Origin of the sequence: Streptomyces sannanensis (assembly GCF_039536205.1) — a bacterium.
In the GTDB taxonomy this organism is placed as follows: Bacteria; Actinomycetota; Actinomycetes; order Streptomycetales; family Streptomycetaceae; genus Streptomyces; species Streptomyces sannanensis.
Genome location: NZ_BAAAYL010000001.1, coordinates 115,630 through 131,762 on the forward strand (window position 1 = coordinate 115,630; position 16,133 = coordinate 131,762).

7 protein-coding genes are annotated in these 16,133 nt (G+C 70.1%); 1 reads left to right on the forward strand and 6 read right to left on the reverse strand.

The window, feature by feature from the left end:
* Positions 1-61 precede the first annotated feature (61 nt).
* From ABD858_RS00665 to ABD858_RS00690, 6 genes are all read right to left on the reverse strand, one after another.
* Positions 62-3,571 carry a DEAD/DEAH box helicase gene (locus ABD858_RS00665; RefSeq protein ID WP_345033727.1) on the reverse strand — a complete coding sequence of 1,170 codons (3,510 nt, stop codon included), beginning with the start codon at positions 3,569-3,571 and terminating at the stop codon, positions 62-64.
* On the reverse strand, positions 3,556-4,428 hold the full coding sequence (locus ABD858_RS00670; protein WP_345033728.1) for a hypothetical protein: 873 nt from the start codon (positions 4,426-4,428) through the stop codon (positions 3,556-3,558). The genes ABD858_RS00665 and ABD858_RS00670 overlap by 16 nt, the downstream gene beginning before the upstream one ends.
* Positions 4,429-4,680: 252 nt before the next feature.
* The gene (locus ABD858_RS00675; RefSeq protein WP_345033729.1) at positions 4,681-7,764 is read right to left on the reverse strand and encodes a pPIWI_RE module domain-containing protein; all 3,084 of its coding nucleotides are present in this window, start codon (positions 7,762-7,764) and stop codon (positions 4,681-4,683) included.
* A gap of 31 nt (positions 7,765-7,795) precedes the next feature.
* The gene (locus ABD858_RS00680; protein ID WP_345033730.1) at positions 7,796-11,494 is read right to left on the reverse strand and encodes a pPIWI_RE_Z domain-containing protein; all 3,699 of its coding nucleotides are present in this window, start codon (positions 11,492-11,494) and stop codon (positions 7,796-7,798) included.
* On the reverse strand, positions 11,487-12,686 hold the full coding sequence (locus ABD858_RS00685) for a restriction endonuclease-related protein (RefSeq protein WP_345033731.1): 1,200 nt from the start codon (positions 12,684-12,686) through the stop codon (positions 11,487-11,489). Before ABD858_RS00685 ends, ABD858_RS00680 begins: the two co-directional genes overlap by 8 nt.
* A gap of 55 nt (positions 12,687-12,741) precedes the next feature.
* Positions 12,742-14,424, reverse strand: a complete 1,683-nt coding sequence (locus ABD858_RS00690) for a PD-(D/E)XK nuclease family protein (RefSeq protein ID WP_345033732.1) — start codon at positions 14,422-14,424, stop codon at positions 12,742-12,744.
* A 130-nt stretch (positions 14,425-14,554) separates the two neighbouring features.
* On the opposite strand from ABD858_RS00690, the gene ABD858_RS00695 reads away from it, so the two are divergent.
* Positions 14,555-16,099: a serine/threonine-protein kinase gene (locus tag ABD858_RS00695; protein ID WP_345033733.1), complete on the forward strand. Its 1,545-nt coding sequence runs from the start codon at positions 14,555-14,557 to the stop codon at positions 16,097-16,099.
* Positions 16,100-16,133: the final 34 nt, after the last annotated feature.

Genomic DNA, 16,133 nt, shown 5'->3' on the forward strand with positions numbered 1-16,133 from the left:
CTGATCTGCTGACCACTGGTTGTGCTGTCTTCGCTCAGTTCCTCGACCTGCTCGGCGAAAGCTACCGGGCGCGCCGGGTGGTGATGAGCTGACCGTTGTGGAGGCGGTGGTTGAGGTCGAGGCCGCTGTCGAGCATCGCGAGGACATCGAGGTGGCGGTCGGCGGGCACAGTCGCCACCCGGCGACGGTCGCGGCCGACGCGGATGGTCGGGTGGCGCTCGCTAGGCCGTGCGACGCTGACCGGGCCGTCGGGTGTCCCTGCTGCCAGCCGAGTTAGCGGGGTGGTGGCGGCGCGGTTGTCGAGGAGCTGGTTGATCGGGTCGGAGGGGGTTCGGACGTAGTCGAGGAGGTCCTGGACCTCGTAGTCGTTCGCCTCGTACTGCCGTGTCCAGCCGTCGATGTGGTGCTGGGCGGTCCACTGCCGCAGGCCGGCCGACCGGTGCCCCAGGCGGGCGGCATCGCGGCCGAGGAGGTGGGCGATGCGTCGGGAGGTGATGCCGGAGGTGAGCAGGGTCAGGGCCTGCTCGGTGTCGACGCCGTGGCGGATGTGCCAGGCGGTGTGCGTGTTGAGCCTGGGTGCGCCGGGAGAGAGCACGGGACTGGTGTTGACCAGGTTGATGAGGGCGCCGACGGTCCAGCTCAGGGCGTGCCCGAAGGCGGTGCTGATGTTGCGTACCGCCTGTTCGAGCGCCCACCCGGCAGCGACGCCGGGCTGCCAGGAACGGGCGAGGTCGGGGATCGTGGTGCCGGAGATCCACTCGCGGAGCGCGGGGGCGATCGGGACGTCCATCTGTGTGCCCCGTGTCTCCTTGTCCTTAAAGCTCCAGGTCTTGGTGACCTCCGGGACGTGGTCGAGTAGACGGTCGAAGACCTGGTGCTCGGTGAGGAAGTCGAGGGTGCGTTGAAGCGACCATTCCTCCGGTTCGGCGAGCCGGTCGCCTCCGATGGCGTCGTCCACCGTGTGCCGGTCGAGCAGCACGGCCAACTGGTTCGCGAGCCAGTCGAGGTAGCGGGCCGACCCCAGGCTGGTGCCGGTGGCGGCCCACCGGCCAGCCTGGGCCGGGTCGGTGGTCTCGAACACGGTGGCAACCTTGTCCGCGAGGGTGAGCCACCGGCTGGTTTGCCGGCCGTTGCCTCTCTGGGACAGGGCGAACAGTGCGTCCAGGGCGTCGATGGGATTGCCCTGCGGCGTCGGCGAGGAAGCGTGGAGCTGCAGGACGAGCCAGACAAACGAGGCGAAGTCTGCGGCGATACCATCCGCCAGCGCGAAGACTCCGTCAGCGTCCTGTCGCAGGGTGTCCTCGGCGTCAGCGAGTGCGGTCAGGGCCTCGTCGGTCAGCAGTGCGGAAACGACGCGCAACTGCTCCGGGTCGGGGTTGAGGGAGTCGAACTCGTCGGGGCGGGGCGGGTAGGGGCGGGTCAGGAAGATCCACCCCTCGCTCTCCCGACCAGCCCGCCCCGCGCGGCCGATGGCGTTGAGGAGCTCGGCGGGGGACAGGGTGCGCTGGCCGTCGTAGGTGAGCGGGTCGCCGTCGACCTTGTGGTGGATAATGACCGTGCGCACGGGCAGGTTGACGCCGTCGGTGAGGGTGCTGGTGCTGGCGATCGCCAGGAGCTCGTTGCGACGCAGCGCGCCCTCGACGGCGTGCAGGACATCCTCGGGCAGGGCGCCGTGGTGGTAGGCGACGCCGTGCCGGGTGCAGCGCACTAGCGGGTGTTCCGTGCCGAGCGTGTCGGCGAGGTAGTCGGTCAGAGCCTCGGCTTCGGGCCGCTCGGGCAGGCACTCGGCGATGGCGAGTGCCGCGTCACGGGCTGCCCGCCGGGTGCCGACGACCATCAGCACGCTGCCGACCGCAGTGAGTTCCGCGGCGCCAGCGGCGAAGACCTGGTAGTCGGCGATCCCGCCTGGCAGACGGGTCCGCGCGTTCCACCGGCCTGCGGAGCCGGCGAAGCGCCGCGTGCCCACCTCTCCGGTAGTCAGTCGGGCGATGGCGGACGAGGCGGTCGGCCGGACATCGAGGAGGGTCTCGACGGGCACGGTGGCGAGCACCGGCGAGGCATGCTTTGCCGTCGGTCGCCGCTCCGTCAACTCGGCCTGCTCCGCCATGAGGTTCGGATACATGAGCCCGTGCATCCGGCGCGGGCCCCGCCAGGTGTCGGTGAAGTAGACCTCCCGTTCGGGGCGCTCCGGGTCGAGCCACGAGGCGATGTCGCCCTTATTGCCGACCGCCGCGGACAGCAGCACGAGTCGGATGTCCCTGCGAGCCTGCAGCAGCGTGAGCAGGCTCTCCAGCACGAAGCCGCGCCGCCCCTGGCCCAGGTGGTGGGCCTCGTCGACGACGACCAGCCCGACCTCCGCCAGTGCTTCGCCGGGGTGGTTGCGGATCATGTGCATGAGCCGCTCCGGGGTGACGATCTCCACGTCCCCGCCGTCCGGCTGGGCCGAGGAGGTCCAGGTGCCCAGCGGAAAATCCGGTTGCTCTGCAGCCAGGCGCCGCCCGAGCACCCGCAGCCGGCCCCGCAGTGTCCCGCGCATCTCCCGCCCCAGGCTGCGCATCGGCGACACGTACACCACGCGCCCGGGGCGCTGCGCCAGGTGCGAGCAGATCACCAGCTGCGCCATCAGCGTCTTGCCCGCGCTGGTCGGCACACTGATCAGGCTTCGAGACGTCGCCGGGTCGAGCGGATTGCCGCGCTTGAGCATCAGGAGCTGGCGCTGCGGCGGCCAGAGCGTCATCACTGGCGGCTCCGACAGTGCGAAGCTCCGCGACACTGCCCGGGGAGTGCCCGGGGGGAGCAGTTGGTACAGGCTGCTGGCCGCCATCTCCCCGCTCAGCTGGTACAGATGCGCGGCAACCCACCGCGCGAGCCGATCGCCCCGGCCGGCCGCCTGCGTCATCACGTCCCGCAGCAGCCGCTGCGCCGCCAACAGATCCCGTTCCTCGCCCACTGCCAGGAACTGGTACAGGTGGAAGACGGCCTCCACAACGGCCTCTGCGGGCCCGTACATGGTCCCCGCCAGGGACTCGCGGCGCATCATTGCCCTCACCCCACGCAGCTGCCGCCTCCACGCACGCAGCGCCCGGCCCAGCTCCGGGCGGTCGAAGCCGAGAAAGATGACGCCGGCCTCTACCGACAGGGTGCCGATGTGCCCGCGCAGTTCACCGGTGATGTCAACGAGAGCGTGGACCTGCCGGTAGACGGCGGTGGCGTTCGGGTCCTGCTCGCTGCGCCGGTATCCGGCTTGGGCGGCGAAGGCGATCTGGAGCCGCTCAGCCTCGGGTCTGCGTTCGTCGCCCAGGGCGAGGTCCATCAGGTGCGCGCTTGTGGCGAAGGCTCGCCGCACCTGCACCGCGTCGTAGCCAGGAGTCTCCGGGGCGAGCGCCGCGAGCCCGTGCAGGTACCACGCCGTGGCGAGGGTCTCGTCCTCGATCTCCCGCTCACCGCGGAAGGCCGCGACCTCTAGCTCGGTCATCGCCGCCAGCAGGTCCGGTGCGCTGGGCAGCACCCCGCCCGCCCGGTGCTCGCCGAGCGCGGACGCGAGTACCTCCAGGTCTAGAGTGCGCTCCACACGTACCTCCTCACGTCCTTCGCGAAGTCTTCAAGATCCTCGATCGCCACCACTACGCCCTGCAGCGCGCCCGGGTGGGTGTGGGTGGTGAAGTGCTGGTGCGAGCGCTCGAAGGCCGTGTCCGGGATGTATTCGGCGTCGAGAGCGATGCTGACCCCGCCGTTCCCCGACACCTTCGCGTCCACCCATTGCCGAGCTATTGAGGCAACGAACTCCCGGGTGTCGGGGGCCAGCTCCCGGCCTCCCCACGAGATCTGACCCAGGTACCGCGCCCCCCAAGTGTTCAACTGCTGCCATGCCTTGCGGATCGTGTCGCTCGGCTTCGTCTTTTCCGCGGTGAATTTCTTCATCTCCCACAACCGGAAGACGAACCCCAGCTCGCTGCCGGGCACTCGGTGGATCACCAGCCCGTCCGGCCCGCTGTCCGTCACCGTCGATGAGGGCGGGTCCAGGATCTCTACGCTGCGCCCCGGCTCGGGGGGAAGGTCGCGGGTGGAGAGATACCAGAGCCACTCGCCTACGTAGCCAGTAATGCCGGTGGTGTCGTTGGCCTCGAATACCGGGCCGGCGTAGAGCAGGACGTGGGCGCGATCGGGGCCGGTCAGCGGGGTGCCGGCCAGGGCGCTGTCGCGCCAGAGCCGGTATGCGAGGTCGTCCAGGTCGGTACGGGCCCGCATGATCTCGTCGGCGATGATCCAGGCTGCCGCATCAAGGTCCTCGGGCTCCGGCCCGATGGTTACCACCAAGTCCCACGGGCACACCTGTCCGATGCCGCGGCTCTCCCGCTGAGTGAAGTCCACAAGGCGGCCTCCGGCGGCCCGGGCGCGCTCCATGGCCTGCAGTGCGGGTATCGACACCCGTCCCCACCCCCGCTCCTGACTCGGTGCCGAGCCCCGCGGCAACACGGATCACCCTACCCAGCAAAATCTGGTCTGTGAGGGCGGATACTGCGTGAGCGTGGCCGCGGGCCTGCTGCGGGCGCGGCCGTGCGAGTGCCGGACTCGCGTGGCCGCGGCCCTGGGCGCGGCGGCCACCGGCCGTATGGCACAGCGACTGAACGGTCATGATCGGTGATGGCTACCCACCGTCACCACCGAATACGGCCAGACCTACATTTCGAACAGTTGCAGCTGCCCTTCAGTGTCGACGTCGAGTGCCTCCAACTCCAAGTTCGGCACAGGCTGTTCCACCGGCGATGCGTCCTGCGCGTCATCCAAATCGTCTGAAGCGTCGGATTGGACCGTGGCCCCTGCGTCTCCCGTTTCCGCCTCGTCGTCCTTCGGTGTCGGCAGTACGTACTCCTGTGCCAGGCCGGCCAGGTGAAGTGGCAGGGGCAGGGCAAGCGCCTGGTCGTAGTCCGAGGGCTGGCGCAGAATATGGGTGAGAAGCGCGAGGGACCTAGGGTCGTCGCCGTCGTCCCGATGGCAACCGACGACGGCGATCTCCAGCAGCCCCGGCATCCAGGCCGCCTGGCCGGTGTCGATGGTGGGTTCACCCTTGCGCTTGCCCTGAGCGATCGGCCGGGGCGAGAGCTTGTCGGCGGTCACCGCCGCGTGCTTGAACTGCACGGGCTTGGCCGTCGTACTGAAGAACACGCGGGCGTCTTCAGCGGCATCCTCTGGCACCCACAAGCCCTGCTGGATGCCGTTCGCCTTGCCCTCCGGGGCTCTCCCCCACCACTGCGGAGTTTCGTTCCGGGCGCCTGCGCGGACCCGGACCATCCGCAGGTCGGGGTCGAGGCGACGAGCGGGAGCGAGGCCGTCCTGCAGGCGATCCCGTTCGATCCGGCCGTCCTGGAGCCAGGTCCAGTGCGAGCGGGCGTTGTGGGCCTCGGCGAACAGGACGGTTGGTGCGGTGCGTAGGGAGGCACGCAGACCCTGAAGCCACTCGGCGGCCTCACGGCGCTGCCGTTCACGTTCTTGGTAGCGTTTCGGGCGCTCGGTCCCACTTTCCGTCTGCACCTCCGAGGTGTCGGCCTCGTCGTCCTGTGAGCCGCGCTGGCTGGGCAGAACGGGCTTGACCTCAGCTTTTGTCGTCAGCCTCAGCAGGAGTTCGGGGTAGGGGACCCAGGCGCCTGCGCCGGAGCGCGCCTCGGGGTCCCAGCCTTCGACACGGGCCGCGTCGGTGCCGGCCGGATCGGGGGTGATCATGACGCCGACCGGGAGGTACGCGGCCCAGCGATTCCGGGTCGTACGGTTCTTACGGACCATCCACAGTGCGGCATGCCGCAGTCCGTCGGGCAGTCCGTCGTCCTCGGCGAGCCGGGGGAGGGTGCGCGCGCCGAGCTGCCGCAGGCCGTCGTTCCAGGCACTTAGCGTGCGGTGCCGCAGGCTGGACGCTGTTTCCGCGCCCTTGCCGTTCTCGCCGCCTGCTTCGGGCACCGTGGTGAACTGTGTGACGAAGCCTGCCTTGCCACAGCCGAGTCGCATGGCGAACTTCGGGTCGTGCAGTCTGCTTGGATATGACGCGGCGCGGCCGATCTCTACCAGGGCGAGGGCCGGCGCTTCGGTAGTGCGTTCCGCAGCCAGCCACTGTGCGGCGCTGTCGCGGCGGGCCACTGTCGCGGCGGTCACCTGGACGTCCTTGATATGGGTGCCGGTGGGCAGGTCGAGCGGGGCAAGGAGGCTGTCGGCAGTACGGTCACTGAGCGCGACGAGCGGGCGCATGCAGCGGACCCGCACGGTCAGCTCCGGAGCGGACCACTCGTGCACGACCGGCGCGCCGGCCGTGGCGTCGTCGTACTGCTGTGCGGTGAAGGACCCGCCGTCGCCCTTAAGGCCCAGAAGCTCACCGAGGGAGGCCAAAGCGGCGTCGCGCAGCCGCGGCGACTGCCACAGCAGCCGTGCCTCAAGCACGGGAGCGCCGCCCTGGCGCGCTACGCCGTCGAGAGCGTCCAGCGCGTAGGCCGTCGCCAGCCGGCGCTGAGCGCACCGTTCCGCTTCGACCGTCTCCTTGTCGCCCTTGGGGATGTTCGCGGGCGTGCCTCGATCGATCAGCGCGAGGTCCGGGGCGCGGCGCAGTTCGGACGTGAGGGCGCCTTCCGCCCAGGCTGTGAGCTGTGAGAGCTGGTGTGCCATGAAGCCGGGGCCTACGTCGTGCCGCCCCATAGCGGTGCGGTACAGAATGCCGGCTCGGGCATCGTCGCGCAGCCAGGACGCGGGGTCGGTCAGGATCGCGTCGGCGTCCGGGAAGGGCTCGCCCAGGGGCAGTCCGGCGAGCATCGCTGCGGGGCCGCCCGCGCGCCACCGGTCGGCGAAGTCACCCTTCTCACCCATGTCCTTGTCCCAGTAGCGCTCCAGAGCGGCGACGGCGAACCGCTCGCTGCGGGGCGTGCCCGGCAGGAACGGCCTGCGCGGACGCAGCAGGACGGTGGTGCTCGCACCCCACGGGAGGCGCAACCGACCCGTCTTGGCGTTGGTACGAGTGGCCCAGCGGCGAACCGACCAGCGGAGGTTGAAGCGCGGCAGCGGGTCGAACGGCACGGTCTGGAGCGTGATCGACAGCGTCACCGACCACCAGGAGTCCTGCTTCTCGTCCGGCCCGGGGAACCGGATCGGTTCGGAGACGAGTTGGGCACCCTGGTCACGTGGTCCACGTGGCATGGCCCGGAAGATGAGCTGCCCACCGTCGTACGGGTACGGGCCTAGCGCGAGGATCCGCCGGGCCAGCCAGTCGGGGCTGAGGCTGTACTGGTGCGGTGACGGACGTGCGGTGCCGCCATCGGTCGGGACGTCACGCGGCAGGAGTTCATGGTGGACGGTCTTCCAGCGCGGCGGATGGGCGGCCAGTTCTGCGATGGTCTCCTTCAGCAGGCCGCGGTACTCGGGCTCGGGCCGCAAGTCACGCAGCCAGTGCTTGAGCACGGTGTCCAGGACAGGGCCGGGGAGCGGGTCGGGGAGGTCGGCGGGCGCACATAGCCAGTGGGCTGGCGCGCCCGGGTCACGGTCGTAGAAGGGGCGTGGCAGCGCGAGGACGTCGGGCGCGAAAGCCTGCAGGACCTGTTCCAGGCGCCAGGTCGGTGCTGTCTTCCACGGCTCCTTGCCCGCTGCCACCCGGGGCGCGTTGCAGAGAGTCAGGACGGCGTCCCGCCACTGCTCGGGGAAGGGCAGGACGCGGTAGGGCACGGTGTGAGAGGCCAAGGCGTCGGCCGGGCGCCAGGCCGTGGTGCGGGCGGAGCGATAGACGGGTGGCATGGGACGGCTCCTCGCGAGCAGAGTCGGGAAGTCAGCGATGGGTCATTGTGCGGAGGGCGTTGTAGAACGGCTGGTACAGGAGACGGACCAGAGAGCGAGCAGACGGGTCGGGGTGGGGCGGGGCGATGTCGGGCCCGTCCGTCAGGTAGGGGTCGAGGATGCCGGCGAGGGCGTGGAGCAGGCCGTCGGTGCCCGGCACATCAGTCCCGGAGGACGGTTGGCCAGTGCTGCCGGGTGCGAGCTGTCTCGCCAGGCGAGGCGAGAAGGCGGCATCGACGAACACCACCCGGGCCGGCACTCCGCCGCGCACCAGACGGCCGATGACCTGCCAGAGCGTGACGAGTTGGTCCCAGGCGAAGGCGCGCTTCTCCCAGGCGGGCAGTGAACTGTAGGCGTACCTGCGGTTGAGCAGCCGACGCCATTCGCGGCGGCCCTGTTGGCGCAGGACTCCGGCCGCTTCGTCCAGCGATCCCGCTTTCTCCATGAGTTCGGTGAGCGTGTGCGGGCCGTCGAGGGTGTCGCGGCGCGGCTGGTCGCGGAGCATGCCGCTCAGCCAATCGTTGACCGCGAAGACGGACAGGTCGAGGTCGTCGGGGCGGGGGTGAGGGCGGACCAGGAACAAAGCCGTGCCGAAGGCCGCTTTGCCCTCCTCGTTGAGGATGTTGTGGCCACGCTCGACGGCCAGCAGCGGAGCGACCAAGACTTCTGCGGTGTCATCGTCGGCGAAGCGGGCGACGTCGCCACGCCGTAGTGTCGCCGGAGTCTCGTCCTGCTGCCCCGGGGCGGTGCCGGCTGGTACGCCGCTGCCGCGGGCCTCGTCATCCGGGATCAGCGCGCTCACCTTGCCGCGCCAGGCGTCGAACCGGTGCAGTGCCTCGGCCACCGCAGCGGCTTCCCGGTAACTGCCCACAAGGATCAGCGCTCTCCGCCGCGTCGTCTCAGGGATACGGCTGATCTCCTGACCCAGCACCGAAGAGCCGCCCGGGCCCGGTTCGCCGAGCCGCCGGGCCATCGCGACCGCCTGGGCGAGCCGGTCGCGCGGCGGTGTGCCGGAGAGGCTCATCGGGCGCTCGTCCCGGTCGTAGAGGAAACGGGTGGCGAACGAGGTTCGGGCCACGGCAGCCAGGGACACGTCGGTGGGCTTGAGGACGAGGCTCACCGGGACGCGGACGTGGGCGCGGCTGGACTCGCCGGCCCAACTGGTACCGGACATCAACACGACGTGCGGGCCGCCACGACCAGTGGCCGGGTCGGCGCCGAGGCTGTTCAGGTTCAGCAGCAGCTCGCGCCCGACTCCGGCACACCGGAAGAAGCGCAGGGTGCCGCCCCGGCGGCCGGCGTCGTCGCGTTCCTCGCCGTCCGGGAGATACTGGTAGCCGAGGATGTTGCCCATGGGCGCCTCGGGCACCAGCGGGGCGTAGTCCAGCGGGACGCGCCGGGCCAGCTCCCTGCCCTGGGAGTCCAGTCGCAGGGCGGCCTCCACGTGCGGCCATAGGAAGGTGAGTCGCTCCAGCCTGTGGTGGAGGGTGCTGAGCAGCAGGAGAAAGGAGAGCCGCAGGCATAGGACGTCCCACCAGTCCTTCGTCGGCTCGGGCGGGGGCGTGGTGAATGCAGGCTGTTCGGCCCGTACTTCCTCCGTCACCCGGTCGACGAGCTGACCGGCCAGCTCACGCACCCGATCCCTCGTGCGGCCCGCTGCCATGTGGTGCAGGAGGGCGTCGGCCGTGTCGGTGAGGACGCCGGTGAGCGGGTCGAGGGCGTCGCCTTCTCCGAACGGATCGTCGCGGAAGGCATCCCAGGCAGCCTCGAGCAAGCGGCGGGCCGGGGAGAGCGCGAGGTGCGGGGAGGGGCCCGGCTCGTCCGCCACGTCGTCATAGCCCTCGTAGAGTTCAGCGCTGTCCTCACCCATGTCGGCCGCCGCGGACGCCTCCCGTTCGACCTGGTACTGCTCGCCTTCGCGGTGGCGCCGGGTCACATCGCGGAACAGATCGTCGAGCAGGCTCTGTTGGAGGGTCCACGGGCTGAAGTAGGCGGGATCAGCCCACTCCCGGAGGTACTCGTCCTTGATCAGCAGAGCGCAGAGCGGATCGACGGCAAGGGTGACGGTTCCCAGTGCCCGGTTCCACTGGGCGACCTGGCCGTCGGTCAGCGGCAGGCGGGCGCGCCTGCTCAGCTCCTCGATCTTGTAACGATTCAGCTGGTCGAGCCAGGAGTCGGTGTCGGGGCGAACCAGCGTGCCGGAGGGGGTGAAGAGGCGGTCCAGTGCCATCTGGACGCTGTCTGCCTCGTCCACGAAAATCAGGTCGCTGCGCAGACAGGCCAGTTCCAGCTGGCGCAGCCGCTCGTCGTTGAGTTGCGCGGGCACCTGGCTCTGTACCAGGCTGGCCGGGTTGGCCACCCAGATCAGAGCGTCGACCTGCGCGCGGGCAGCCGCGTGGCGCGGGCATTCGGCCCACAGAGGGCAACCGTGCGGGCGACCGGGCAGGCGGTCAGGGGCGTGGGCCTGGCGGGGTGCGGTGTTCCTCCGGTCGGGAGTCCACTGCTCCAGGACGACTGATTCCGGTTCCGCTGGGCCGCGCTGTGGCTCGGGATGCAGCCGGGTGCATGGTGCGTCGCGGTATTGCAGCGGATCGCCGTCGACGCCGCGCAGACCGCTCACTGCGCAGGCGGTGCTCAGCAGGTCGAAGCCGGGGTCGTCGTGGTCGAGGAGGTTATCGATTCCTCGGGCGGAGAGCCGCCGGTGCAGCCGCTGGACGTGTTGCTCGCGTGTCGTGGTGCCGAGCACCGGCGCGACGGCGATGTCGAGTGCCTCGAAGAGACTGCACAGCCGTAGCTGTTCGGCGACGTCTCCGACGACGAGCGTGGTGCGCAGCGGGATCTCGCGCCGGGCGGCCCACACGGCCACCAGAATCATGAACGTGCTCTTGCCGGCGCCGACCATGCCGGCTAGGTGTACCATGCCGGCCAGTTCGACCTCGTCGGCCTCGGTGTAGTCCGTTCCCGCGGCATTGCGGGGCGCGAACCTGACCCCCTCCAGCCGCTGTTCCCAGTGACCGGGATGCGGGACCTCCGCCTCGCGCTCGGCCTCGTCCATCCACCGGGCCGTTGCTCGCAGTTCGGCGCGGCACACGCTGAGGGGCTCGCCGCCCCCGGGCCGTCCTGCGGCAAGGTCGTGGCCGGGTGGGTTGGCGCGGACGAGTTCCTCGGGAATGGTAACCGAGGCGTTGCGGCGGCGTTCCTGGAAGGAACTCGTCCCTGCCGGGGCCGGTTTGAGGGCACGGGTGACCAGGTCCGGCAGCCGGCTGAGGGCCTGGTCGTAGATGTCCATCCGTCGCCCGGCCACCATCGGTACCACGGGTCGGGGACCGCCGGTGGTTCCGACTGGCGGCAGCTCGTAAGCCCGCAGCCTGTTGGCGACCGACCGGTAGGCGTCCAGCGCCTGCCGCCAGGCGCGCCGCCGCAGCGGCCACAGGAGGTGCCGGGCGGCGGCGAGGGCCGTGCGCTGCCACGGATGTTGCGCCAGCCCGGCGTGTTGCGCGAACGGGTAACCGCCGAACAGCGCATAGGCATCCACGGCATCCGCCGTAGGGGCAAGCCGTTCGAGCAGCCGCAGCCCCAGCTCGACGCGGCACAACTCGACGGGGCCAAACCCGTCCGGGGCTCCGGCCTCGGGCCATTCGTCCCTCAACTCCCCCGCTACAGCCTCGCACCAGGCTTTCTCATCACGCATCTGTGCCCTCCTGGCTCTCGGCGCGGGTGCCACGGCGCGACTCGGCCAGCCGCTGCCGGGCAGCCCGGATCAATTCGTCGTCGGTGAGCAGGCGTACGGCAGCAGCCGCTGGGGGCCGAGCTCGCTGAAACGCCTGCTGATAGCCGGGGCGCTCGCGTACCCGGTAGACAGGCACCACCCAGAACGCCTCGTCGTACGGAGGCTCGGGCCGCACGGGGCGGGCGGCTCGGCCGAGGAAGGCCGGGTGCGCCCAGTCTTTGACGTCGACGGCCCAGCGGTGGCCGTCGGGGAAGACCACCAGCAGGTCGTAGGTGTCGAAACCCGGCCACATGGTGACGTCGAGGCCCAGACCGGTGAGCCGGTCCTCCAATTCCACCTCAGCCAGTCCCGGCCCGGTGACGTGTCGGCGCAGCGGGCGCTCCAGCTGGTACAAAGTGCCGGCGTGAGCCGCCTCGATCAGACGGCCGACCGGCGGGTCTCCCTGCCGTCGGCAGCGATCCCGCTCGCACCACCACTCTCTGCCTGCAAGCGGCGTCAGCAGTGTTCCGCAGCGACCGCACACCGCGTAGCAACCATCCCGGCTCCAGGAAAGAGGGACCTCCGGGTAGATCAGGTCGATGAGCTCCCAGACCGGCTCCAGCGTGAAGTCGCCGTGCAAGGCGAAGAGCTCCTGGGCTGTAAGCACCGGCCGCCGCACCAACAGGCTGCGGAACTCGGTGTATGCGTCCTCCTCTCCGTGGCTGCGGCAGCGGTCCAGAGCGGTCCGCATCACCTGCTGGTCGCGATGCCGCACAGCCGGGTCGGGCGCCGAATGTTCCCATTCGCTCCACTCATGGCACAACTGGGTGGGGCGATGCGAGTACGGGTCTAGCAGAACGTCGTCGGGGCCGACGGCGTCCGACGGCAGTGACAGCGGCCAGTCCTCCAACGGGATGTCAGCACACCGCTGGACGAGTTCGGCGAGTGAGGCGGGTGGCCGGAGTCCGCCGCGCAGCCAGGCGACAACCGCCCGGTCCAGGGCGAGTTGGACGACGGGAGGGTACGGAAGACAGAAGGCGTCCAACCCAGTGGTGTGGTCCAGGACACACAGGGCCCGGGCCACGGTGGCCAGCAGCGGCACGCCGTCATGGGCAGCCCAGGCATCGAGCGTTTCGGCGGACGAATCGAAGGTGGCAAGGGGACTCGCAGGCACGGTTTCCACTCCAGGTGGTGCGACGAGCGACATGACGGAAACAACGGAAATTCCCTCAACCTGCGGCAGCCACGCGCTCTTTACCAGTGGCACACCAGGACAGCGCCTCGCAGCCTGTGCAGTCGTAACCGGGCCGGGGCACCGCGTCGTAGCGGGTCTCGGCGGACCAAGGCACGGTGTACGAGGCAAGGACGGTACGGGCGTGCTCGACCGTGGCCTCATCGCCCGGATCGAACTCTTCAAGGGACACCCCGTCCGGGCGCAGGATCTCCAGTTCCACGCGGGATCGTCGCGAATCGCCGCCGAGCACGCCGCCCGCCAGAAGCAGTAACGAGAGGGCGAGCTGCGGATGCTTCTCCAGCAGAACGGACCGGCCGCCTGGTGGAAACGCGCTGGTCTTGGTCTCGCGGACGACGACGCCGCCGCGTTCCTCGTAGACCAGATCGCACGAGGCGATGACCACGACGTCGGACTGCGGGTCGTGGGCCATCACTCGATGCTGCGGGCGGAACCGCGTCGCCGCCGGATTGTCGAGCGGGCACCTGGCCTGGTGGGCCCGGAGCATGCCGAGGGCGGGGGCCAGCTCATCGTCCGTGAGGCCGGGCAGGTGTGCGGGTAGGGGCACCTCGCGGCACGGCGAGGCGTCCGCCGAGGTGTGCCGGGCGTTGAGCCAGCCGTCGACGGCCCGGCCTCTGCGCACGGCCTCGTTCTCCTGAACGGAGGCCGGCAGCTTGAGTACGCGGGTCAGGTGGTAGCGGGCGGGACAGTCGCGGTGTGCTCTCAGGTCGCTGACCGATACCGTGCGCCGCTTGCGAGGCCGCGTGGGAGGTGGGAGCACGAGGAGATCGGGCGCCCGCGGTACGACGGGGCACTCGGGTAACACCTTGCAACCTGCGCAGTGGGCACCGGCGACGCGATCGCGGCCGTCGAGGACACGGCCGAGCCGGGGCACGACGTGCTGCTCGTGCAAGTCCATGATCTCTTCAGCGGTCCAGTCCGCGAAGGCGTCGGTCTCCGTTGTGCGCAGAAGACGGACCCGGCCTTCGGTAAGGCCGGCGGAGTAGACCCGGACGCGTTCTGGCCGCGGCGGCGGCGCCGGGTGCCTGAGAGCTGGGGAGTGATGCTCGAAGGATGGGATGCGAGCCGGAGTCCCGTAATACAGGACAGAGGCGACAGCGGCGAGTTCGGGCAGCGGGAGTCGCTCTTTGGCATCTCCTTTGGTGGGAATCACGAGTTCGCGCAGCGTCGCGTCGTCCGAGACGTACTGCCTCCCCCAGACAGTGCGCTCGTAGTCGGTGATGCCGCGCTCGTCGGGCTCCTCAAGCGTGCGAAACGCGATCCATGCGTCCGGGGCGCGGAACGTGCGCGGAACGTCGGCGCTGTCGCGGCTTTCCTGGTCCCTGCGGCGGGCGTCGAGGTAACGCTCCGCGGCCGCCGCCGACCAGGTCACGTGCTGCGGCAGGCACCGGGAGCGCGTCCGGCGACACCGCTCCATGGCCTCTTCGATGCTCTGCGCCGCGCCGGACTCCAGTTGATCGAGCAGTTCCTGCACGAGCGCGAACGGGAACTCCTCGCGTGGAGTCTTGGACGAAACCCGTTCCGCAGCGAACACGTCGCGGCGGACACTGAGAGCACGGTTCATCGGACAACCGGGCTCCTCGTCGCGCAGATGACGGACCGGGATGCGGGCCAGGCGCCCGACGCCGACCGTACCGGGAGGGTTGTCCCAGGGCTGCACGGTGCCGACTCCTTGCAGTCTCGACGGTGAGGGCATCACCGTGACAGAGCTCTGTGAACAAAGTCAAGGCACGCAAGAATCTCCTGTAGCTTGCTGTCTGACGGTTCGCCAGGAGAGGCAGGGAGTGTGTGTGGTGGAGCCATGGCCGGCGGGGAAGAAGCTCGCGGGCAGATTCAGCCGCGCCGGCGAAGGCGCATGGGGTGGCATGGGGGTCGTCTATCGGGCGACCGACGACAGGCATGCCGAGCGGGCGGTCGCGGTGAAGTTCCTGTGGCCTCGAGATCCGGAGGCCACCCTGCGCGGGTACCGGACTCCCACCCCACAAGAGCTACGGCGTTTCGACCGCGAGTGCGAAATGCACCAACGCTTCGGTGGCCGGGGCGTGCCAGCCTTCGTCCACGCCGATCTCTCCCCGCCGCGCCCGTACCTCGTCACAGAGTACGTCGACGGCGATGACCTGCATGCTTTTCTCACCCGGAACCGACCCACCCTGTCGGCTGCGGCGTGTGTGATCGTCCCGCTGCTGGAAGTGCTCGGTCGGGTGCACGGCGCGGGCGTGGTACACCGGGACGTCAAGCCAGCCAACATCCTGCTGGCCCGACGCGACGGCGTCGTATACCTCACCGACTTCGGCATCGCCCTGCCGAAAGATCCGGCGGCCACCCGGTACACCAACGGACGGACGCCCGGCACGATCGGCTACATGGCTCCGGAGATCCACCGCGGCGAACGGAACCCGGGCCCGGAGGCCGACCTCTACAGTGTCGCCTGCATCGCGTTCCAGATGGTAACTGGACGGCTGGTCTTCGAGGCCGGCCACTCCGACTACGACTTGGCCCGCCTGCACTGCGAGGAGCGGCCGCCGCTGCTCAGCGACGACGTCCCCGGCCTGCCGTCCGAGATCGTGGACATCACGGACCGTATGCTCGCCAAGTCGCCCGCCGATCGGCCGCCTCTGGAACTGGCACTTGAGATCTGGCGGCCCCTGCTGCCCTCGCCGGGCGACTCCTCTCCACGCCCCGCCCTCGACCCGGACCCGACCCTGCCCCATCGCACCCCGGGGACCGCTGCGGCCCCGCTCTCGGAAGCAGCGCCGACGGGTCCGCGCCGCCCTCGGGTGCATCGCCGACCCGTCGGCGGTCCCACCCGGTCCGCGCTCCGAAATCTGTGCGCCGAGGCCGAGATCGAAATCGAACGCGGCGAACCGGACAAGGCCGTCGACGAGTTGACCGCCATGCTGCTGCGCGCCGAGCAGTGCCTCCCTGGGGCGGTCCGCGAAGTGCAAAGCGCGCGCCTCGTCGTGGCCCGTGCTCAGATGCTGCGCGGAGAGACTGCCTCCGCGGGCCGCATCTGCCGGGATGTCGCCAGGCGGCTCGCGGACGCATCGGCCGGCACGGATGCCGGTGAACTGCGAGCACGGGCACGGCTCGTCGCGGTCCAGGTGATGACCGCGGAAGGGAGCCCGGTCCAGGCGGTGGCCGACACTTGGCTGGAGCTGGCCGAGGAACTCGCGTTCTGGCCCGGGCCAGGACCATCCCGCCAGACCGTGGAATTCTGCCGAGAAGTAGGAGTCGAAGTGAAGGAACTTGTTCTGGACGCGAGGCAAGGTGAAGTGTCCCCGGCGCTGCCCGAGGCAATCCGCAAGCTGCTGGATCGCCTGCCAGGGCCAGCTTGAGGAACTCCGCGGAAACCGGGGCCCTGCCTCTGCC